This is a genomic window from Gammaproteobacteria bacterium, assembly GCA_015709635.1.
Classification (GTDB): Bacteria; Pseudomonadota; Gammaproteobacteria; order Burkholderiales; family Nitrosomonadaceae; genus Nitrosomonas.
Genome location: CP054180.1, coordinates 2,307,537 through 2,328,499, shown reverse-complemented (window position 1 = coordinate 2,328,499; position 20,963 = coordinate 2,307,537). Strand labels below are relative to the sequence as shown.

Below are 20,963 nucleotides of genomic sequence, written 5' to 3'. Positions count from 1 at the left end.
GTCGGCGTGCTATGGATGCACAACATTCCGCTTGGTTGGGGCGGGTTTGACAGTCCTTCCGCGGCATGCTTGAATGACCAGCCCGTGTTGCGCTGGCTGGTTTGTATCGGTATAAGACCGGCAGAGACGCGACGGAGCGCCGCGGGCGTCAATTGTTAATGAGGAGTTTTCTATGCCGATGCTATCGATCAACCCGGCCACCGGCCAGACCCTGCAATCTTTTCCAACCTGGCAAGCCGATGAAATCGATGCGGCGCTGCAGCAGGTTGAATCTGCACAAGCCGGTTGGGCGACACTCGGTTTTGAACAGCGCGCCGGTTTCATGCGCAACCTCGCGCAAGTATTCCGCCAGCGCAGCGACGAGTACGCCCATCTGATTACCGAAGAAATGGGAAAATTGCTGCGCGAAGCTAAAGCGGAAGTGGAAAAATGCGCGCTTGGCTGCGAGCACTACGCGGAGCATGCGCAATCGTATTTGCGCGATGAAACGATTGCTTCGGATGCCAGCCGCAGCCTGGTGGTTTATCAGCCGCTGGGTGTGGTGCTGTGCATCATGCCGTGGAATTTTCCGTTCTGGCAATTGATCCGCGCCGCGGCGCCGGCGCTGATGGCCGGTAACGCGGTGGTGTTGAAGCACGCGTCGAATGTGCCGCGTTGTGCGCTGGCGCTGGAAGACGCATTTCGGCAAGCCGGATTTCCTGCAAACACCTTCCGCACGCTGATGATCAGCGCCGCTCAAGCGGAAACGGTGCTTGCCGATCCGCGTATCGCCGCTGTGACACTGACGGGCAGCAGCGCCGCCGGGCGCAAAGTCGCGGCGATTGCCGGGCAGCATCTGAAAAAATGCGTGCTCGAACTAGGCGGGTCGGATCCGTTTATCGTGCTCGACGACGCCGATATCGAAGCGACCGCTCAACAAGCGCTCACGGCGCGGCTGCAAAATATGGGACAAAGCTGTATCGCCGCGAAGCGCTTCATTCTCGTCGATACCATCGCCGATGCTTTTGTTGCGCAATTGAAAGCGTTAATGAGTCAACTGCAAAGCGGCGATCCGAGAGATGATGCCACCGGTGTTGCACCGATGGCGCGCGAGGACTTGCGCGCCGATCTGCATGCGCAGGTGGAGCGGAGTGTGGCGGCGGGGGCGCAACGGGTTACGGGCGGCGCTTTCATCGGCGCGCAGGGCGCGTACTACGCACCGGCGATTCTGGATCATGTGCGGCCGGGTATGGCGGCATTCGACGAAGAGTTGTTCGGGCCGGTGGCGGCGATCGTGCGGGTAAACAATGACGAAGAAGCGGTCCGCTTAGCCAACCAGACGCATTTCGGCCTGGGCGGCAGCGTATGGACACGCGATACGGCACGCGGCGAGGCGCTGGCGCGGCAGATTCATGCCGGTTGCACGTTCGTCAACGGCATCGTTAAAAGCGATCCGCGCTTGCCGTTCGGCGGCGTGAAGGAATCCGGTTTTGGCCGGGAACTGTCGTATCACGGCATCCGCGAGTTCGTGAATATCAAGACGATTTGGATTAAATAGCCGGAGAGAAATTGCGATTGGGTGGCTTTGTCAGGCCTACACGGCAGGTAAATGATAAATTATTTTTGCGCCATTGACTTTGATATAGCCACGAGACATTAAACCTTTATATACCGCTTCAATATCAGCAGCTAAGATATCTTTGCCGCATTTTGCATGAATGGTGCTCATCAAAGTTTTTTGTGTGCCTGGCTTGGATGTTTTTCGTTTAATGAGATCTTCCACGATAATTTTTATTGATTCATCAATGGATATTTTGGCCGATGAATTATTTTGATCGATTGCAGCCGCATTATCCTTCGCACTTTTGCCATGTATTGGCAGTGAGGTTAGACAAGGAATCTGCTCTATAGAGATTGATCGTGTAACAGAAATTTTTCTTGCCTTCATATGTTTGATCAGCGGATCGAAGCCGGTATCTTTTGAAATAATGTGAAAATAACCAGTAGAGTCGTTTGCTGCTAAAACGCCAAGATAGTAAGCGATGTGGAAATCAAGCGCATTAGTTCCAGATGTTTCGAGAATAACGTAATCCGCACGCGCTCCCAGCTCATGCATGGCCAGAACAAGTTCAACCGGAAGCTTCGTATTGCCAGGGCCTAAGAAGATTCGTACTTGAAATTGCTCACTTTTTAGTAAAGTAAGTGATTTTGCTTGAACATTCTCGTAATCAATCAGAATATAGTTTGTTTTCAAAATAGTCGCCTGATAAAAATCACAAAACGGGGCTATGACGGAACCGAGCTTATTTAGCGGCAATCTAATTTTTATTCTTTATTTCCAGCAAAAATTTTCCGGGGTGCTATCGAGAAATAGCGAGTAGTGCCGGAGGATCACAAACCGGCGCGCAGCCCCGGTATGCCGATGCGCTGGATACGGATGGCGTTGTTGCCTTCTTCGTATGCGAGCAAGCGGCCTTCCTGCTGCCACAGGCGGAACGCCAGCGAGTAGGCGAGCACGCGGATCGGATAGTCGCGCGGCAGCGTTTGCAGATACGGTTGGATCGTGGTGAAATCGGTGGCGCCGTATTGCTGCATGATAAAGCGCAAACCACCGTTCGCCGGGCCGATGTTGTAGGCCAGCAATCCCAGAAAAAGATCGTCTTTCATTTCCGCCAGATAATGCTTGAAGGTGGCGGCGGCGACAAAAGCGTTGTGCCGCGGATTATCCAGCACAATTTTTTCTACATTGAGCCGTCTGCGCGCTTGTGCGATGACGGCTTCCGGAACGCGGGTGATCTGGAATAAGCCGCGTCCGCCGTCGTGGCTATCGCGCGGGATGAACGACGATTCCGTCGCGGCGATGCCGTGCAATAGGTCAACATCGAGAGCAAAAGACCGGGCTGCGTCTTCGATTGCCTGGCGGTATTCCTGCGAACGATTGACCATTTTTTGCAACTGCGCTGCATCATGGCGGCGGTAAGCCGCATAAACCTGATGCGCGATTGTCACGCGTCCGGCTTCTTCTTTACCGCCGACCAAGGTGCGGAAATTGCCGTAAGCCAGTGTGAACTGGTCGTGCGTGACGAGCCAGGCAATCAGCAAGGCGAGTGATATAGACAGGGCCGGTGTAAAAAATTCCGAATAGCGCCGCAGCCATTGCCGCAGCTTCCACCAGCCGAGCAGAAAGAGAGCGGCGGTTATTATCAATACCAATACACCGGCAGTGAAAGGCAGCAAATGGCCGAAAAAACTGGTGCCGGAGAACCGGCCGGCGGAATAACCGAGCAGCATGATGACTGCGCACACGGCTGCGGTGCTTAAACCAAGGATTTCGATGCCGGTCAGCAGGAATGTATTTTTGAAACTGCCCGATCGGCTTCTTCTTTGTTGCTTCCTTGGTTTCCTGTTGTCGCTACCGCTGCCGTTTCCATTCCGGCTGCGAGTGCCTGCGGCGCTTCTGCGCCGTGGTTTTGGCTTCACATTGCCGGATTCGGAATTGTAGATGTTGACGGTTTTATCCATTGCAGAATTCTTCCACTCTGAGTATTTCTGCGTTATCCGAGATTCTGTAAGCAGTCAGAAAACATCTCAACGGGGTAAAGCTGCTTGTAGTCACTGTTAAGGAAACTCTGAAAAAGGTAGCGAGCAATGGTCAGGCAAGGCAAAATCAGGCGAAAAAGCGCAGTTTACATTGAGTAAATGAGCATTTTGAGCCTGATTTTAACGCAGCATGAGTGCGCGCAGTAGTTTTTCAGAGCTTCCCTAGCGTAAGCGGTGGCTCACCCATAGGGACGCAGCAAACAGCAGCACCGCCCCGCCTTGATGTGACGCTCCTAATGGAATCGGCACCGCATGCAGCAGCGTTGCAATGCCTAAGCTGATTTGCACTGCCAGCATCAGCAGAAACATGTTGCATGCCAGGCGCGTGGTTCCTTGCAGTTCTACGGTGCGCGATTTAAACCAGAAAAACGGCACGGAAAAAGCCAGTATCCAGGCAATCAGCCGATGATCGAATTGCACCGTGGTGATGTTATCGAAGAAGTTGCGGTACCACGGTTCGAGCACAAAGAGATCGGGCGGAATTACATGCCCGTTCATCAGCGGGAAGGTGTTATAAGCCAAGCCTGCGCGAATACCGGCAACGAAACCGCCGGATAACACCATGATAAAAATCAATGACGTGAGACTGAAGGAAAACCGGCGCAGGCCTCGCAGTTTCTCATTGGCCGGGGTATATTCGCGTTGCGGTGACAGCAATCCCAGCGCGACCCAGAACATCGCGGCGAAAATGACGAAAGCCAATCCCAGATGCGCGGTCAGGCGGTACTGGCTGACATGCGGATCGTTGACCAGCCCGCTCATGACCATATACCAGCCCATAAATCCCTGCAATCCGCCCAATACGAAAATTCCTGCCAGTTTGATGCCCAGCGGCCGGTCGATTTGCTTTCTCACCAGGAAATAAACAAACGGCACAAAAAATACCACACCGATCAACCGGCCTAGTACGCGGTGAAAGTATTCCCACCAGAAAATACTTTTGAACTCGTCGACGCTCATGCCTTTATTGACTTGCTGATACTGCGGTGTGGCGCGGTATTTTTCCAGCAGCACGTCCCAGTCCTGCTGCGTGATGGGCGGCATGGTGCCGACGATCGGCTGCCACTCGACGATGGAAAGTCCCGAGTCGGTCAGGCGCGTAACACCGCCGACCACTATCATGGCAAATACCAGGGCACAACAGATGAATAACCAGATCGCAATAGGTTTTTGCATAATCGTAAAAAAATGATTGCTAAAATTGAATCCGGTAACAAGTTACCGGTTGCCTTATTTGGCGCGCATCAAGCGTTGCTTGGTGCGCTCCCATTCCTTTTGTTTCTCGGATTCGCGCTTGTCGTGTTGCTTCTTGCCTTTGGCCAAGCCGATTTCCAGTTTTATCCTGCCCGCTTTATAGTGCATATCGAGGGGGATCAGCGTGTAGCCGGCGCGCTCGACCTTGCCGATGAGTCGCCGGATTTCTTCCGCGTGCAATAACAATTTGCGCGTTCTGACCGGGTCGGGATGGATATGCGTTGATGCGGTCATGAGCGGGCTGATATGACTGCCGATCAGGTACAATTCACCGTTGCGGATGATAACATAAGCCTCTTTCAACTGAACCCGACCATCGCGGATGGCCTTGACTTCCCAACCCTCCAGCACCATGCCCGTCTCGTACTTTTCCTCGATAAAATAATCGTGAAAGGCTTTTTTATTTTGTACTATACTCATGCGGGTATGAAATGGGTGGGAATCACTAAATTTCGTGCATTTTATCAGTTTTTCAGTATTCCCTCATGATGCGGGGTGACTTACTTTTATGGCAGAAATAGAAAAATCAGTTTTGGTTGAATACTCAGCCAGTCAAATGTTCGCGCTGGTCGATGATGTCGCGAAATATCCGGAGTTTCTTCCTTGGTGCGGAGGCACTTCCGTTGAACCGCAGGACGAAGTGACGACGCATGCCACCGTCAAGATCGACTATCACCATATTCAACATAGTTTTACCACTAAAAATAAACGTTTTCCGCCGGATCTGATCGAAATGAGTCTGCTCGATGGCCCATTCGAACATCTGGACGGCTACTGGCAATTCATTCCACTATCGGATAGTGCCTGCAAAATCAAATTCCGCTTGCATTACACCTTCTCGCACAAGATTCTTGAGAAACTGGTCGGGCCGGTATTTCACATGATTGCCAACAGTTTCGTAGAGCACTTCATCGAGCGGGCGGAAGTAATCTACGGCAAACGATGACGGCATTAATGCAAGTTGAAATCGCTTACGCATTACCGCAGGTTCAAGTTCTACAGAAACTCGATGTACCACCCGGCTGTACGGTGGAGCAGGCGATACGGAGCTGCGGAATTTTGCAGCAATTTCCGGAAATCGATCTGGCCAAAAACAAACTGGGTATTTTCGGCAAAATCACACAATTGCAGGTGGTGCTGCAGCCGCATGACAGAATCGAAATTTACCGGCCTTTGATCATCGATCCGAAAGAGGCCCGAAGATTGCGCGCCAAGAAGAGATAACCACTGACATTTCTGGCCTGCCAGTCCAACGTTTGGGAGAGAAAAATGAACCGCATGGTGTTGATATCTCTTGCAACTTGCCTGCTGCTTTCCCTATCCGCTTGCGCAACCAAGAAACCGGAAAAGAAAATACCGGATTCAGGATCCCAGGTCAAAATCCCGATCGCTTTCGAGCAGTTATCGCTTAAGTCCGAAGCCAGGACGGTATTTGAAGACACGGGCAAATTCATCCTGTTGGAAGGCAGCAAATGTATGCAGCGCGATAACGGCCGGGAACCGGTGACGATCGTGCAGTGGATAGAAATGCCGGGTTATGTCGATAGCGGTACGGTGGTGTTGAACGGCTGGGACTTACGCTATGTGAATCAGGATCGCGAGGTTAATTCGCTGCGCGCCGACATCGTGCACAGCAAGCTGGTTAAAAACACCGGCTCCACTTTTTTGGTATTTGAGGCGCAAGGCAAGCTGGACGATCAGAACCGCAACGATGCCTTTGAGTTTTGCGTGTTTTATAGCGCGTTCGGTTATCAATCCGCTGAAATTGGCGCCACGATCGAGGAAGATTACAACGGCGTCGAGACATCGGCGCTGCAGGATGAAAATCAGGGCGCGGTGGCTGTCATGGAACACACCGGCCAGAAAGGTACGCTGAAAAAGAACGACGCGATTGCGATCATCCCGCGCGGCTTCGATTTTCAATTCGCCGACGCGTTTGAATGCGAATGGCGCTGGGTGCTGTGCAAGTGGCGCGACCGCACCGATTATCCCCTGTTGCAAGCGGCCTACAATCTGTCGCAGGCCAATACGGCACCAAATCTCGACGGCAGCCCGCATTGGGTGGCGCAAACCATTTTTAAGGATAACAACACGCGCGCGCACCGCGTCAAAACCCGTGCCGCCTGGATTCGCGGCCGCAGCGTCAAACTGCGCGCGGATTTCCTCGCATTGAATCCGCGTGCCGGAAGGGCAAATACTTGCCGCAAAAGCGCCGACGGCGTGGTGCGCACGCAAACAGTCCGCATCAATGAACTGCCCTACGACTACGCCATCCCGATGCTGACCGGCTGGGACCTGACCAACGAATGCGAACAGCAACGGCTGCAGCGCGCCGGAATCTGGATTCACGACATCCATTTCGACCCGCAATCGCAACGGCTGGAATACAAAGTATCCTCCATCCTGCGCGACCGGGACGGCGCCCCTAGCTTCAACAGCACGCACCGAGTCACCGTGCTGGGACTCAACCGCCTGTCGTCATCGGCACAGCAACGGGCGCCCCGGTTTCGATTGAAGCTTCGGGAGTAGCGGCGGTTGCCTGGTTATTTTTGCCGTTGTAACCAGCGCTTACCTTGCACGTTCAGCTATTTATCGCAATTCTAGCTTACAGAGTTTTCTGATTCCTTCGGCGCATCCTCGCCGATCATTATTGGCTTGCCGCTCCGCCACACCACGGCATACTGGCCCAAGCGGCGTTTCTTTTCAAGCGCCTGAGTTACAGCTTTTTGCAGCGAATCCAGGATTATCTGACCTTCTTCCGAGGGTGTTGTTTTCAGAGTGATCTTCATTCCTTGACGCTCTTTAATAACTGTTGATAATAAACTTCGTGGAGAATATCACGACTGTCGCCTTTTTGTTCAAACACTAAAATGGGACTTTCACCATCGTTCATGAAACAAGTGCAGCGATCAACTTTGTGACTGAATACTTGGAACAGATTGCCAGGGCTGCGCGGGAAACGCCGCTCGATGTCGCGCAACGGGATATTGTGGCCACCATGCGCAACCCTTTCAGCTACACGCATTTCCGATATTTTGATGCTGGACAAGGCAAGATAGATCAATTCCACCCGCCAACCATCACGTTGCAACCGATTGATCAGGCGTAAATAACTACGCCCTGAAAGCGTAGTTTCGAATGCAAAATTCTCTTGGCGGCTGATGTTTTTTTCAATCTCGTTCAGAAAGATACGGCTTGCCGCAATCAGTTCGCGTTCCGGTACCAGCGGAGACAGGCCGGCTGCGATTAGATCGGCATTAACAAAATGAGCACAGTCCGCCACCTTGGACAGATATTCCAGTGCAAAGGTGGTTTTGCCCGCGCCGTTGGGATCGGCAATGATCCAGCAGGTAGGCATTATGTAGTTTTCTTACGTTTTTTCAGTGAGCAAATTTGTGTCTCACTTTTTAATACTGCGGTGATACAAAAGTATTCTCGTACGAGCTGGCATTAACACAGATCCTTCATTATAGGCTTTGGACTTGATTGTAAAGGCTAATGAGATGGTCAATTGTCAGGTCAAGAATCGGTTCGTACATAAAAGAGTTAAGGTGGATGTTCGAGCTGACTCAGCATCTGTTCAAAGGGGACAACTTCAATACTTGGTTAGCCATAAGGTTACACTCGTATATACATCTAATTTTATAAATGAAACAATAAATCCGTCATGAAAGATAAAAAACATGACACCTCGTCTTAATCAGCGCAACTACATAGATGGGTGGTTGAAAGCTTCCGAGGTTTTTTAGGGAATACATCCATTTTTTGAAAATTAATAACGCGCTAAACCTTCACAAAGGCGAAGGGGTTTGCAAATGGATTAAATCTCCTTCTTACGCGCAGTATTTGTGGATAAAGCGATTTTTTTACTGAAGAAGTATGGGAGCATAGTATGAATCAGATTGTACTGATTGCTTTACGAAGACCATATACCTTTGTAGTTCTTTCAATTCTGATTGTTATATTTGGAATCAGAGCGATACGGCATGCACCGACAGATGTTTTTCCCGCTATCAAAATTCCCGTAATTTCTGTAGTGTGGGCTTACGCCGGTATGTTGCCGCTGGATGTGTCCGGTCGTATCACTTTTTACTTCGAGCGCATGCTGACTTCGACGGTGGAAGGTATCTCGGATATCGTCAGTCAAGCGTACTATGGCATCAGCATCACAAATATTTTTCTTCAGCCACATACTAACCTCCCTGGCGCTGAAGCGGAAGTCACAGCGATAAGCCAGACCATTGTCAACGCGCTGCCACCGGATATTTCGCCGCCGATGATCATGCGTTTGGAAGCATCTTCGGTAGCGGTTGCCAGTCTGCAGGTTACGTCAGATGAGATGACGCCGGCAGAACTCTATAATCTTGCTTATACGCAAATCAGACCCCTGCTTGTAGTGATTCCGGGGGCGATTCTTCCGCATCCTTACGGTGGAAAGCCCAAACAGCTTTTGGTATCCCTCGATAAAGACAAAATGTTGGCTCGTAATGTATCGCCAACGGATATCCATGCGGCCTTCGATCGGCAGAATATCGTGTTGCCCGCGGGTGACATGAAGATCAAGCAGACCGACTGGATGGTTCAGACAAACGCAATGCCGCCGGATATCGATGAATTCAATAGTATTCCGATTAAAAGAGAAGGTAATGCCTTCGTTTTTTTGCGTGACGTCGCCGATGTTCAGCTTGCAGGTCCCCCGCAAACAAATTCCGTAATGGTGGATGGTAAACAGGCTGTCATTATTGTCGTCATGAAAAGTGGTGAGGCATCGACCCTGGACGTAGTCAACGGCATCAGGGCAGCGCTTCCACGTATCAAGGAGATCGTGCCGTCTCATGTGGATGTCAAAATCATTACCGATGCATCGGTTTTCGTGAAGGAATCCATTGAGGAGGTTACGCATGAGATGGCGATAGCCGGTCTGCTGGTCGGTTTGATCGTCATGGTCATGCTGGGCTCATGGCGTCCCATGGTGGTTGTTACGACTTCAATTCCGTTGTGTATTTTAACCTCCCTTATCTTCCTGCAAGTGCTGGGTGAGTCGATGAATGTCATGACGCTGGGAGGATTGGCGCTGGCGGTGGGAATTCTTGTCGATGACGCGACGGTGATGATCGAGAACATCGATACTCACCTGGAAATGGGTAAGGAGCTCGATGAAGCAATCATTGATGCAGCGAATCAGATCGTCATTCCGACGCTGCTTGCTACGTTATGTATATGCATTGTCTGGTTGCCGCTGTTCACGCTTTCTGGCGTATCGGGTTTTTTGTTCAAGCCAATGGCGCTGGCGGTGATATTTGCTATGCTGGCGTCCTTCATCCTGTCGCGTACGCTTGTGCCGACCATGGCGAAATATCTGATTAAGCATCCTCACGCAGAGGAACACGAAAAGGAATCTCACCAGAGCGATGAAAAGCCAGCGGGGAGGTTTGCCGGTTTTCAGCAGAGATTAAAGCATCATATGGGAATTTTCTCCCGTTTTCAGAAGGGATTCGAGGCTCGCTTTCTTCAATTCTGTGCTTGGTATGGCGGATTGCTCGAATACACAATTGAGAATCGCCGCCGACTCGCAACGATCATGCTGGCTTTCGCGCTCATCTCTCTTATTTTATTCTACTTCAACGGACGTGATTTTTTTCCTGAAGTCAGATCAGGAACCATTCAGATGCACATGCGGGCACCCCTCGGTACACGGATGGAATCCACAAACCGCATCGCCACGCTTGTTTCTAACGATATCAAAGAACTGCTTCCCGGGCAGGTCGAAGGTATCGTCAGCAATTGCGGCATACCCGTCGGACCGCATAACCTAGCGTTTATTCCGACGCCTACTATCGGAACGCAGGATTGTGACCTGACGATCACCCTGTTCAACGAAAAATCAGCAGTGTGGGATCTCCGTGAAATTCTCCATAAAGGTTTGAAAGAGCGCTATCCAGGAAGTGAATTCACATTTCAGCCAGCCGATCTGATAGCAAAGATTTTGAATTTCGGTTCCCCTTCCCCGATTACTGTTCAGGTCAACGGGATGGATATATACGGAAACTACGAGTATGCGCGCCAGTTGCAAGCCAGGCTACGTAAAATCCCTGGTTCCTCCGATGTAGTCATCCAGCAAACCATGCGTACGCCAACCATGTTTGTCGAGGGTCAAAGGACATTCGGACTCGGCGTTAACAAGAGTGAAACGGATATTGCTCTGAATATGCTGGTGACGACTAACGGAACTCAGCAGATCGATCAGAAATACTGGCTGGATCTGAAAACCGGGGTTTCATATCAGATCAACATATATAATCCTCAACCTCAGGTCGCAAGTGTAAATGACTTGAACACGATTCCTGTCAAAAAGATAGGGGATGGCGGTTTGGATGAGGATTATCAGCTTCTGGGCAATCTGACGAAGCTGTCGCCGGTGGGAACGCCTGGTCTGGTCACCCACAGAGGTATCATGCCGTTGATCGAAGTCTATGTGTCTGCCGAAGGGCGGGGGCTCGGCGGCGTGCTGGATGATGTCAAGAAGATTGTTGATGAGATGGATGATCTAGTCCCTCGTGGTTCCGAAGTTCAAATCGCCGGACAAGCCGCGAATATGGTTACTACCTATGGCGAATTGATTATTGGCCTCATAGCGGCTGTCGTGCTGATCTATCTCCTGCTGGTCATCAATTTTCAATCATGGCTGGATCCCTTCATCATCATTACGGCCTTACCTGGCGCTTTAGCAGGTATTGCCTGGGCTTTGTTCCTGACCCAGACGAACATTTCCGTGCCGGCTCTGACAGGTGCCATCATGGCTATGGGAACGGCCACGGCAAATTCCATACTTGTCGTGTCCTATGCACGGGAGCGTATCCAAATTCATGGAGACCCGTTGCTAGCTGCTATTGAGTCAGGCAAAGCGCGTATTCGTCCTGTGCTGATGACCGCAGCAGCCATGATTATGGGCATGCTTCCGATGGCTATGGGAGGATCCACCAATGCGCCGCTGGGTCGTGCAGTTATTGGCGGCTTGACGTTCGCAACTGTATATACCTTATTTTTTGTTCCCTGTGTGTATGCCGTCATCTATTACAGTCGCAAGCGAAGCGCTTCTAAAAATGAGCAGCAAGACGCCCTTCAACAAGGAGACTCATGATATGGAGAAATCAAAACAAAAAAGCATGATGATTTTGGTGATCGTTCTTGGTGTCGTCTACATGGGTTATCGAATCATTGAATCCAAGCGAGACATGGCTTCTTTAACAGAGAAAGCGATTGAAAATGACACTCCGACGGTGGCTATCGTTTATGCCAAACCACTGCCTTCTACAGAAACTATCAAGCTTCCAGGTACCATTCAGGCTTGGTTTCAGGCGCCGATCTATGCCCAGGTATCCGGTTATGTGAAAATGTGGTACAAGGATTGGGGAGCGATCGTGAAAAAAGGGGATATCCTTGCCGAAATCTACGCGCCGGCTCTTGATGCCAAATACCGGCAAAGCAAGGCGGATCTGGAGTCGGAGATAGCCCTTAATAATCTTGCTAAACTCACTGCGGAACGATATATCGCCTTGCGTAAAAACCAGGCGGTATCCGAGCAGGCGATTTCGGTGAAGGTTGCCGAGGCCAAAGCCCAACAGGCAAAAGTCAATGCCGCCAAACAAAGAGTCAGTAACTATGAAGCATTAATTCGGTTTAAAACAATTGTTGCACCGTATGACGGTGTGGTCATTAACCGTAGCATTAATGTGGGAGACTTCATCAATAAGGAAGGCACTATCAGTACACCGGAAGGTGAAGTCCGCAATCTTTTCACTGTCGCAGACATCAGCCGGTTGCGTTTGTTTGTCAATGTGCCCGAGGCATACGGTGCTGTTATGCATGATGGCTTGAAAGCCGATTTAACGGTGCCGCAATTTTCCAACCGGCATTTCACTGCCGAATTTCTAACTACTGCGCGCGGCTTCAATGAGAGCACACGCACGGTGGTCACCCAATTCGTGATTGAAAATGAAGAGCGGGATCTGTGGCCTGGCTCCTATGCGTCAGTCAATCTGACCGTAGAGGTTGCGCATAATCATCTCTCGATTCCATCCAGTTCGATGGTATTTGATGAAATGGGAGTTCGAGTTGCCTATGTAGATGAAAACAACCGTGTTCGCTTCAAGCCAATCACGGTAACCAGGTTCCTCGACGCTACTGTTGAAGTAAGCGGGGGCGTTACAACAGAGGACCGGCTTATAAACAATCCCAGCGCGGCCCTACTTGAAGGTGATTTGGTGAAAATTGTAACGCCTAGACCGGGGTATGACATGATCAATGAACCAGTGGAATCACGTGAGGAGTCGAAATCGGCCTCACATTCAGAAATACCGGATCCGAGTCCAAAACAAGCATTAAACAGATAGCATGCACCATAACGATCATTTCGATCATCTGACTATAACTGACTTGCGGTGTAAAAATGGAAACCATATTTTCAAACCTCTGTCGTCTCGGCGTAAGATTTGGTAGTTTCTTATTTCTGGCAGTTAGTCTGGCGGCTTGCAATACTTTTCCTGCATTTGATCTTTCGCCCAAATATCAAGAACCTCAATTCGTTGTTCCGGATTCTTGGGAGGGAACGAGTTCTTTCGTTAAAGCTAATCCGTCGGATGATGTACTCCGGCCCGACTGGTGGAAACTATATGACGATCCAATTCTTGACAGTCTCGTAGAACAGGCGATGGCAGCCAATCCAGACTTGCATGCTGCAGCCGAACGGTTTGTTCAAGCACGTAATGCAATGATGAAGGCACGATCTCGATATTTCCCCCAAATGGGCTTTGGGTTTGGTGGCAGCAATAACAGACAATCCGATCATACCCTCTTCCGTGCTCCCGGAGAACCTGACAGCGATACTCAAGTTCTGATGGATGGAATCGCATCTTGGGAACCGGATTTCTGGTCGAAACTCCGGAATGCCGCACAAGCCAAAATCTATCGTGCTGAGGAACGCGCGGCCGATTATGGACTGGCACGCCTTATTCTGCAGGCGGAAATTGCATCGAATTATTTCACACTGCGTGGACTGGATGCACAAATCGCGATTTACAAACAGTCGATCGACCTTTATAACTACTCATTAACTGTTGTAGAGACTCAGTTCGAAGGCAAGATCGCTTCTGCTCTCGACGTAGCGCGTGCTGAGTCTCTGTTGTACGCTACCGAGTCAAAATTGGCTCTGATGCATGGTGAGCGCAAAGTGATGGAACAGGCTATTGCAATTCTCCTTAATCTTGCTCCAGCTAGTTTTAAACTCGAACCGGTAGATAACCTCCTTACCGCGAATTTTAGCCTTCCACAGACAGTTCCATCTACTTTACTTGAACGCCGGCCCGATATTGCCGCTATGGAGCGCCGGATGGCACAGGCTAACCGCACCATTGGAATTGCACGTGCCGCTTTTTTTCCAAACGTATCCTTCCGGCTTGGAGGAGGGCTTGAGGATTCCGGACTCAATCTGCTTAGCTTGGCTAACAGTTTCTGGGCTTATGGTTCCTCTTTCTCCATTCCTCTTTTCCAGGGTGGATACCGCCGGGCTCAATTACAACAGTCGTGGTCAGCCTATCGCGAGACAGAAAATCTGTACCGTTCGACCGTACTGAGCGCCTTTCGTGAAGTTGAAAATAACTTGGCCCAGACGCATTGGATGACTATTGCCGCCGAACGGCAAGATGCCGCAGTCGGCGCTGCACGTAAAACACAAGATCTTACCATGGAACTCTATAAGGGTGCTTTGGCGTCCAGTCTCGAGCTCATTTATTCCCAACTCGGTACGCTGACAGCCAGCATCGATTCTGTAATGATTAAGACCGATCTACTGAAAGCATCGGTGGCGCTTATTCGCGCGCTTGGAGGAGGCTGGAACCGCGATCAATTACCAGCCGACAACGAAATTCAACCCTTTGGCATATTGCAATATACTGATCTTGATAAGCCAGCACCAGCCGGAGAGATTGACGTCGATGCGAATCCTGCCGATAGAAACACCAAAAACAATAACTTGACAAAACCCTCAGTTGAGTCCTCGTACATAAAAGTACGTAAATCGCCTTAAGCGCAGAAACTTTGGAGTTGTTTCCTTTGAGCTGGATCATAATGTGTTCATCAAAATGGGACAACTCCAACTCCAAAATAGAATATCGAATCATAGTTTTTAACGTTCAATCAACATCACTTCAATCTTATTCAACTTGCCATTTCGCCGGTATTCTAATTCAGTTTTTCCCCCCGCTTTCAGCGTGCGCAAAATCGCCGCATACGATGCCAAATCGCTGATCGGCTGCCCAGCCAGTTGAATCAAAATGTCGCCGGGTTGCAGTCCGGCTTGTTGCGCCGGGGAGCCGGGGAGGGTGTTGTCGATGCGCACGCCCTCGCCTTGGTACGAGAAATCGGGAACGGTGCCGAGGCTGGTTTTGCGTTTTTCTGTGGGTTTGGTGGATTCAGCAGGGGCGGGAGCGGATGACAGCGTGACCGTTAGCGGTTCGATGCGGTTGGCGAGGTATTCGCTGGCTTCTTTCAGGATGGCGGCGACTTTGACCAGTCCGGCGGAGTCGATTTTATCGGCGGTGTCGCCGGGGGCGTGGTAGTCCTCGTGTGCGCTGGCGAAGAATTGTACCGCTGGGATGCCGGCTTGGATGAATGCGGCTTGATCGCTGGAGCCGAAGTCGTCTTGCACGGCGTTGACCGGGATGCCGGTGACGAAGCTCGCGCCGCGGAAGATGTGCACCAGTTCACGCGCAGTGCCGATGCCGAATACCGTGACCGGATTGTTGTCCAGCCGTCCGACGGTGTCCAGATTCAACATCGCGATGATTTTTCCCGCCGGGAATTTTTCGCTGCTGCGGACATAATGCCTGGAGCCGAGCAGATTGGCTTCTTCGCCGGTGAACGCAACGAAAATGACGGTGCGCTCCGGTTGCCATTTCGGCGCGATCTGACGCGCGAGTTCCAGCATGACGGCGATGCCGCTGGCGTTGTCGTCGGCGCCGTGGTGGATTTTGCCTTGATGCGCGGCACGCACATCCGGCCAGCCAGTGCCGAGATGATCGTAATGCGCGCCGATCACCAGGCTTTGTCCGGCGAGCTGCGGGTTGGTGCCGGGTAGAATGCCGACGATGTTACGCAGCGTGATATTGCCTTTCGGCAGACCGGCATCCTGCTGCCAGGTCTGGAAAAAGCTATTGTCGTCACCGCCGGGCAACAAACCGATGTGCTGAAATTGCTTGGCGATATACGTTGCCGCTTCATCCAGTTCCGGCGTGCCCAGTTCGCGTCCCTTGAACGAATGGTGCGACAGATGCGTGATATCCGCCATCATGCGGCTTTCGGAAAAGACCGGTGGCAGTTCCGCCAGCGCCCGGCGCGGTTTGGTGATACCGGCGTGCGCCGTGAGCGCGGCATCGAGCGCGTAGCCGTCTTTTTGCCGCACCGGCTGCGACAACGGCGATTGCAGAACCGGCCATTGGCCTTTGTCGATATTGGTCAGCTCGTCACCCTTGAACACCAGGTAACTGTACTTGCGGTAATGCGGCAGTTTGTTGGCGAGTTCGGCGATGGCCTTGGGATTATCGGCGGCAACCCATAACAGGGTTTTGCCGGGATCGGCGGGTTGCCGGGCGGTCAGCACCATGGCGTGACCGGCTTGCGGATAGCTTTTACGCTCCAGTTGCAGTTGCTGGCGCTGAACAGCAACGCCACGGTCCGCCAGAGCTTTCGGCAGTGCGCCGGCAAACCGGTTTTGCCAGCCCAGAATCCAGACAGTGCGATCTTCCGGCAGCGTTTTTAATTGCTCGTCGGTGACGATTTCCAACGGATTCGATTGGGTTTTCTGCCAATTCGCCGCCAGCGCGCGGTATGCTTCCAGCACGGCTTTTTGTTCCTGTGTCGGCAAGATCAACAGCGGTTTCTCCGCGCCGAAGCCTTGCGATAAGGCCGAGGGAATCTCGCGATTATCCAAACGGCGGAACACATCGAAACGCGGATCGAGATCGATGCGGATCGGACGATGGGCGAACGTCATCTCGACAGTTTGTCTGGGCCGCTCGACGACAATATGCGATTCGGTCGCCATATCTTCGCCTGCCAGCGTGACAGCGACCGGTACTTGCAAGCGATACGCTTCGCCTGCTTGCGTTTGTTCGACGGTGAGCGTGAGTTTATAGCCGTCGCCGTGAGGTTCGGTTTCCGCGCTGCGCAACACCAGATCCGGCGCACCGGCGCGTTGCACCCATTGCTCGAATCGCTGCGTCAGATCCTTGCCGGTGACGGCATTGAACGTGGTGAGCAAATCGGCGAACGTCGCTTGCTGGAATTTGAATTGCTGGTAGAAACGCCGCAGCGCTTTCGTGAATACTTCATCGCCCAGTTCCAGCCGCAGCATGTGAAAAAACATCATGGTCTTGCCGTAGCCGACCGCTTCCGAACTGGCGCTATGGCGCGAGACGAAGCGGATAATCGGAAAATCCTTCTCCTTGCCGACGAAATCCGCGTATTTTTGCAGCACGTCGCGGCGGTATTCATCGCCTTTGCCGCGCTGCTCGTTGATCAGGTGATCCGCTAGATAAGCGGTCAATCCTTCCGCCCAATTGCCTTTGGCGTAGTCGACGAACACGCCGTTGCCCCAGTAATTGTGCAGAATCTCGTGAGGGTACGACGAATGCAAAATGAACGGGAAGCGAATCACCTTCGGACCAAGTAGCGTGAACGACGGCATGCCGTAACCGGTTTCCCAGAAATTCTCCACCAGTGCGAACTTGCTGTAAGGATAGGGGCCGATCAGTTTGTTGTACATGGCGATGTACTGCGCCGTCGCATCCAGATATTTCTGCGCTAACGGTTGATCGGCATTGCGCAAATACACCAGCGCATTGACCGCGCCGGCTGATTGCGCATAGCGTTGGAATTTCGCGGCGATCAAGTAGATATCGTCTTGCGGCTGCTTTTCCTCCCAGACGACATGTTGCGTTTCACTGGCGCCATTCTCACGCAATAGCGATCCCTGGCTCACCACATCCCAACCGGATGGAATTTGAATGTCGAGCTGAAACGACACCAGCGCATCGCCGAATTGCGGATACCAGGCGCTGGCATTGGCCAGAAAAACACCTTCCGGCGAAATCACCCCCGGTGTCGAACCGAAACTGCGCGCATATTCCTGCCCCGGCCCTTGTACTGCGTGATGGATCTGGCCGTCGTATTGCAACGTGAATTCCTGTTGTTCCGGCGCTAGCGTTACGCGATAGTGCCGGATCGAAATCGGCCGGGATTTCAGCGCGACCTCGTTCTCATCCGCTTGGATTGTGGCACCTTGAACATCCGTGATCGATAAACCGGCGTGCAAAAAGAATTCGAGTTGCACGGGCTCTTTGGCACTGCGCACGTGATCCGGGATTTGAATCCGGTCGGAAACAACGATTTCGGATGTATCCGGCGACAATTGGATTTCCATGTGATGATGGAACGTTGTGTTGCTTGCTGCAGCCATCAGGCTGTTGAACAGAAGAACGGTGAAAATTAAGCAGGCGGTGGCGAGTTTTAATGATTTTTGCATGTTGTTGGACGGGTTTTAACAGTTCTGATGATTGCGGGAGATTTCACAGTATTTGTACAGCAGTATGATTTTCTTCACGGTACGGTGAGCATCATATCAAACATCCTATCCTCTTGATTCACACAAAACAGGGAAAAATATTACAAATCCAGCCGGCTAAAAAACTGATCTAAAATATGCGGCTGTGTAAGTTTTGCGTGCCTTGGTTGTTAACCAGCCGTCCGTTTTGATAAACGATTAGAGGAAAGTAGCGGTATGAAGACAGACACTGACAATTTGCAGACAAAAGCACGAAGAGCGAATTTTTTTCTGCTTTCCATACTGTCCGGTATTTTTTTCTTCGCGGCATTTCAGGCTTCTGCAATGGATGTGTCGATGAAGCCCATTTCCGACAAACTCAAAGTAAAATCCAGCGAAACACGATGGATCAGCCTGGGTGCGGGCTATCGCGGTTCCGGACTGTGGACGGAGAATCTTAACGGCAATTTGAACGGCGGCAACTACAGCAACGATAATGCGCGTATTTATTTGAACGGCCAGTTCAGCGAGCATTTGAAGTTCGAAGTCAATACCGATTGTTTCTTCTGTAACAATACCAGCGCCGGGGATAACCCTAGAATGTCCTATAACGTGCTCGACGCCATCGCAAAATTCGAGTTCAACCGTTATTTCAATATCTGGGGCGGCCGTATGCTGGTGCCGACCGAACGGGGGGAATTAAGCGGCCCCTTTTTCCAGGCGACCCACGATGCTTTCAAAACGCCGTTCTTTTCGCAGGATTTCAGCACCAAATTCGGCGATGGCGGTGCCGGGCGTTATGGCCGTGACGATGGTGTGACTTTCTGGGGCAATGCGGAACCGAAGATTGTGCCAGGAACGTTGGGTTACGCCATGGGGGTTTATCGCGGATTGGAATCGACGCATACCGCGGGTCCCAATCAAGGCGGCTCAGTGCTTACTGCTGCGCGTGTAACTTATAATTTCCTGAATCCGGAGAAGAATCCGGGTTATTACACCTCCAGCACGTATTACGGTAAAGCGGGAGACATTTTGGCGCTGGCGTTCGGTATGTCGTACCAGAAAAACGGTGCCGGATCGCTCGCGCATCGCAGCGATTTTCTCGGTTTTACCGGGGATTTGCTGTTTGAAAAAGTGCTGCCAAGAAACCTGGGTGTTTTTACCACCAACGCCGAATACAAGCAGTTCTATGCCAATTACTCGACCGCTGCGTTTAGCGATAAGGATTGTTTCTGCATGTTTGACGGCAAATCGTGGACCGTCACGGGTCTTTATATGTTTCCAACCAAAGTCGGCATCGGGCATTTTCAACCCTATGGCCGGTTTACCAGCATTCAACCGAATCGCAGCAGCAACCGGGAAGAAATCGAAGCCGGTTTGAATTATATTATCGACGGTTTCAATGCGCGCATCTCAGCGTACTATCAGCATGGCGACCTGCTCATGAAGGGTTTGAATTATGCGCCGGGTGTAACGGGGCAGGCGCTTGACGTTTTTAAGATTTCTTTCCAATTGCAGATTTAGATTCCGCAAGAATACCTTCGGTAAATGATCATGCGCATGCAGTTATCCACATCTTCAGAAGAATCATCCACTCGGCAGCAGAATTTGACGGTTGTGAGTGATCGCGAGTCACAGCGCGAGGCTTTGCCGCAGTCCGCGATTAGCTGCGATAAGCCGCTGCAAGCAAAATTAGCATTGGAATTTGCGGATATTGACGGTTCTTCCCGCCTGGTGGCGCGGGATCATTTCGGTCCGCTGCTGGTACAAAAACCGCTCTATCCGGAAGGCCGGGAAGTTTGTCATGCCGTCATCATTCATCCGCCCGGGGGCGTTGTCGGCGGCGATCAATTGGAAATCTCGGCGCATGTCGGCGCGGCTGCAAAGGTGCAGATCACGACACCCGGCGCAGCGAAATGGTACAAAGCCAACGGCCATACCTCGCAGCAGAAAATCACGCTCAGCGTCAATAAAGGCGCCGCTCTCGAATGGGCGCCGCAAGAAACTATTTTTTTCAACAACGCCAATGTCAACATCGATCACCAAGTAACGCTGGAAAATGATGCCACTTACGTGGGGTGCGAAATATTGTGCTTCGGACGCACGGCATCGGGAGAGACATTCAATAGCGGTCAGATCAAGCAGCGCACGAGTATCCGGCGTAACGGCACGATGATTTGGCTGGAGCAGATACGGCTGCACGGTGAGAGCACCGCCATGCACGGTCCGCTCGCTCTATCGGGTAAACCGGTGTGCGCCACGCTTCTGGTGACCGGAAAACCGATACCGCAAGGATTGATCGATTTGGCGCGCGAAGAATCCGCGGCAATCGCCGGTAATTCCGGTCAGACCGGCGTTTCTCAGCTTAAAGCGATTACCGCGGTCCGTTACTTGGGCAATTCGAGCGAGGCGGCGCGGCATATCATGCTGCGCGCTTGGGGTTTGTTCCGCCCGGAAATTCTCGGGCGCCCCGCGATTGTTCCCAGGATGTGGAACACATGATTGACGCTGGCGCCGCCGGTAAGATTTTTTT

Annotated in this window: 15 protein-coding genes and 1 pseudogene; 9 read left to right on the top strand and 7 right to left on the bottom strand. The window is 51.6% G+C overall.

Annotation, left to right across the window (positions count from 1 at the left end; translation table 11 throughout):
- Window positions 1–172 precede the first annotated feature (172 nt).
- Entirely contained in the window at window positions 173–1,537 is a 1,365-nt protein-coding gene (locus tag HRU78_11105; protein ID QOJ24119.1) for an NAD-dependent succinate-semialdehyde dehydrogenase, read from the top strand.
- A gap of 36 nt (window positions 1,538–1,573) precedes the next feature.
- On the opposite strand, the gene HRU78_11100 is transcribed toward HRU78_11105, so the two are convergent.
- The 4 genes from HRU78_11100 to smpB form a co-directional block, all read right to left on the bottom strand.
- Window positions 1,574–2,236 carry a hypothetical protein gene (locus HRU78_11100; protein QOJ25027.1) on the bottom strand — a complete coding sequence of 221 codons (663 nt, stop codon included), beginning with the start codon at window positions 2,234–2,236 and terminating at the stop codon, window positions 1,574–1,576.
- Window positions 2,237–2,370: 134 nt separating this feature from the next.
- A complete protein-coding gene (locus HRU78_11095; GenBank protein ID QOJ24118.1) occupies window positions 2,371–3,501 on the bottom strand; it encodes a transglycosylase SLT domain-containing protein in 1,131 nt (376 codons plus the stop codon).
- Window positions 3,502–3,741: 240 nt separating this feature from the next.
- Complete coding sequence (locus tag HRU78_11090) at window positions 3,742–4,755, bottom strand: COX15/CtaA family protein (protein QOJ24117.1); 1,014 nt, start codon at window positions 4,753–4,755, stop codon at window positions 3,742–3,744.
- 54 nt (window positions 4,756–4,809) lie between these two features.
- A complete protein-coding gene (gene smpB, locus HRU78_11085; protein ID QOJ24116.1) occupies window positions 4,810–5,253 on the bottom strand; it encodes an SsrA-binding protein SmpB in 444 nt (147 codons plus the stop codon).
- An 88-nt stretch (window positions 5,254–5,341) separates the two neighbouring features.
- Here smpB and HRU78_11080 point away from each other — a divergent pair, with 88 nt between their 5' ends.
- From HRU78_11080 to HRU78_11070, 3 genes are read left to right on the top strand one after another with little or no spacing between them, the layout of a single operon-like run.
- On the top strand, window positions 5,342–5,779 hold the full coding sequence (locus HRU78_11080; protein QOJ24115.1) for a type II toxin-antitoxin system RatA family toxin: 438 nt from the start codon (window positions 5,342–5,344) through the stop codon (window positions 5,777–5,779).
- A complete protein-coding gene (locus tag HRU78_11075; GenBank protein QOJ24114.1) occupies window positions 5,776–6,057 on the top strand; it encodes an RnfH family protein in 282 nt (93 codons plus the stop codon). Before HRU78_11080 ends, HRU78_11075 begins: the two co-directional genes overlap by 4 nt.
- Before the next feature lie 45 nt (window positions 6,058–6,102).
- Window positions 6,103–7,362, top strand: a complete 1,260-nt coding sequence (locus HRU78_11070) for a hypothetical protein (GenBank protein ID QOJ24113.1) — start codon at window positions 6,103–6,105, stop codon at window positions 7,360–7,362.
- 71 nt (window positions 7,363–7,433) lie between these two features.
- Here the strand turns inward: HRU78_11070 and HRU78_11065 are convergent, their stop codons facing one another.
- Window positions 7,434–7,622 carry a hypothetical protein gene (locus tag HRU78_11065; protein QOJ24112.1) on the bottom strand — a complete coding sequence of 63 codons (189 nt, stop codon included), beginning with the start codon at window positions 7,620–7,622 and terminating at the stop codon, window positions 7,434–7,436.
- Window positions 7,619–8,191 carry a hypothetical protein gene (locus HRU78_11060; protein ID QOJ24111.1) on the bottom strand — a complete coding sequence of 191 codons (573 nt, stop codon included), beginning with the start codon at window positions 8,189–8,191 and terminating at the stop codon, window positions 7,619–7,621. Before HRU78_11060 ends, HRU78_11065 begins: the two co-directional genes overlap by 4 nt.
- Before the next feature lie 534 nt (window positions 8,192–8,725).
- On the opposite strand from HRU78_11060, the gene HRU78_11055 reads away from it, so the two are divergent.
- Genes HRU78_11055 through HRU78_11045 form a run of 3 tightly spaced genes read left to right on the top strand, consistent with a single transcriptional unit; the run spans window position 8,726 to window position 14,917 of the window.
- Window positions 8,726–11,974, top strand: coding sequence for an efflux RND transporter permease subunit (locus HRU78_11055; GenBank protein ID QOJ24110.1), 3,249 nt, complete (start codon window positions 8,726–8,728; stop codon window positions 11,972–11,974).
- Window position 11,975: 1 nt separating this feature from the next.
- Complete coding sequence (locus tag HRU78_11050) at window positions 11,976–13,226, top strand: efflux RND transporter periplasmic adaptor subunit (GenBank protein QOJ24109.1); 1,251 nt, start codon at window positions 11,976–11,978, stop codon at window positions 13,224–13,226.
- Between the two features lie 56 nt (window positions 13,227–13,282).
- Complete coding sequence (locus tag HRU78_11045; GenBank protein QOJ24108.1) at window positions 13,283–14,917, top strand: efflux transporter outer membrane subunit; 1,635 nt, start codon at window positions 13,283–13,285, stop codon at window positions 14,915–14,917.
- A 99-nt stretch (window positions 14,918–15,016) separates the two neighbouring features.
- On the opposite strand, the gene HRU78_11040 is transcribed toward HRU78_11045, so the two are convergent.
- A complete protein-coding gene (locus HRU78_11040; GenBank protein ID QOJ24107.1) occupies window positions 15,017–18,412 on the bottom strand; it encodes a M20/M25/M40 family metallo-hydrolase in 3,396 nt (1,131 codons plus the stop codon).
- Window positions 18,413–18,715: 303 nt separating this feature from the next.
- On the opposite strand from HRU78_11040, the pseudogene HRU78_11035 reads away from it, so the two are divergent.
- Both HRU78_11035 and HRU78_11030 read left to right on the top strand, forming a co-directional pair.
- A pseudogene (locus tag HRU78_11035) lies at window positions 18,716–19,954 on the top strand (hypothetical protein).
- 36 nt (window positions 19,955–19,990) lie between these two features.
- Window positions 19,991–20,932, top strand: a complete 942-nt coding sequence (locus HRU78_11030) for an urease accessory protein UreD (protein ID QOJ25026.1) — start codon at window positions 19,991–19,993, stop codon at window positions 20,930–20,932.
- Window positions 20,933–20,963: the final 31 nt, after the last annotated feature.

Coding starts and splice junctions, on each gene's coding strand:
- HRU78_11105 (QOJ24119.1), top strand. CDS start 173: ATGCCGATGCTATCGATCAACCCGGCCACCGGCCAGACCCTGCAATCT.
- HRU78_11095 (QOJ24118.1), bottom strand. CDS start 3,501: ATGGATAAAACCGTCAACATCTACAATTCCGAATCCGGCAATGTGAAG.
- HRU78_11090 (QOJ24117.1), bottom strand. CDS start 4,755: ATGCAAAAACCTATTGCGATCTGGTTATTCATCTGTTGTGCCCTGGTA.
- smpB (QOJ24116.1), bottom strand. CDS start 5,253: ATGAGTATAGTACAAAATAAAAAAGCCTTTCACGATTATTTTATCGAG.
- HRU78_11080 (QOJ24115.1), top strand. CDS start 5,342: ATGGCAGAAATAGAAAAATCAGTTTTGGTTGAATACTCAGCCAGTCAA.
- HRU78_11075 (QOJ24114.1), top strand. CDS start 5,776: ATGACGGCATTAATGCAAGTTGAAATCGCTTACGCATTACCGCAGGTT.
- HRU78_11070 (QOJ24113.1), top strand. CDS start 6,103: ATGAACCGCATGGTGTTGATATCTCTTGCAACTTGCCTGCTGCTTTCC.
- HRU78_11065 (QOJ24112.1), bottom strand. CDS start 7,622: ATGAAGATCACTCTGAAAACAACACCCTCGGAAGAAGGTCAGATAATC.
- HRU78_11060 (QOJ24111.1), bottom strand. CDS start 8,191: ATGCCTACCTGCTGGATCATTGCCGATCCCAACGGCGCGGGCAAAACC.
- HRU78_11055 (QOJ24110.1), top strand. CDS start 8,726: ATGAATCAGATTGTACTGATTGCTTTACGAAGACCATATACCTTTGTA.
- HRU78_11050 (QOJ24109.1), top strand. CDS start 11,976: ATGGAGAAATCAAAACAAAAAAGCATGATGATTTTGGTGATCGTTCTT.
- HRU78_11045 (QOJ24108.1), top strand. CDS start 13,283: ATGGAAACCATATTTTCAAACCTCTGTCGTCTCGGCGTAAGATTTGGT.
- HRU78_11040 (QOJ24107.1), bottom strand. CDS start 18,412: ATGCAAAAATCATTAAAACTCGCCACCGCCTGCTTAATTTTCACCGTT.
- HRU78_11030 (QOJ25026.1), top strand. CDS start 19,991: ATGCAGTTATCCACATCTTCAGAAGAATCATCCACTCGGCAGCAGAAT.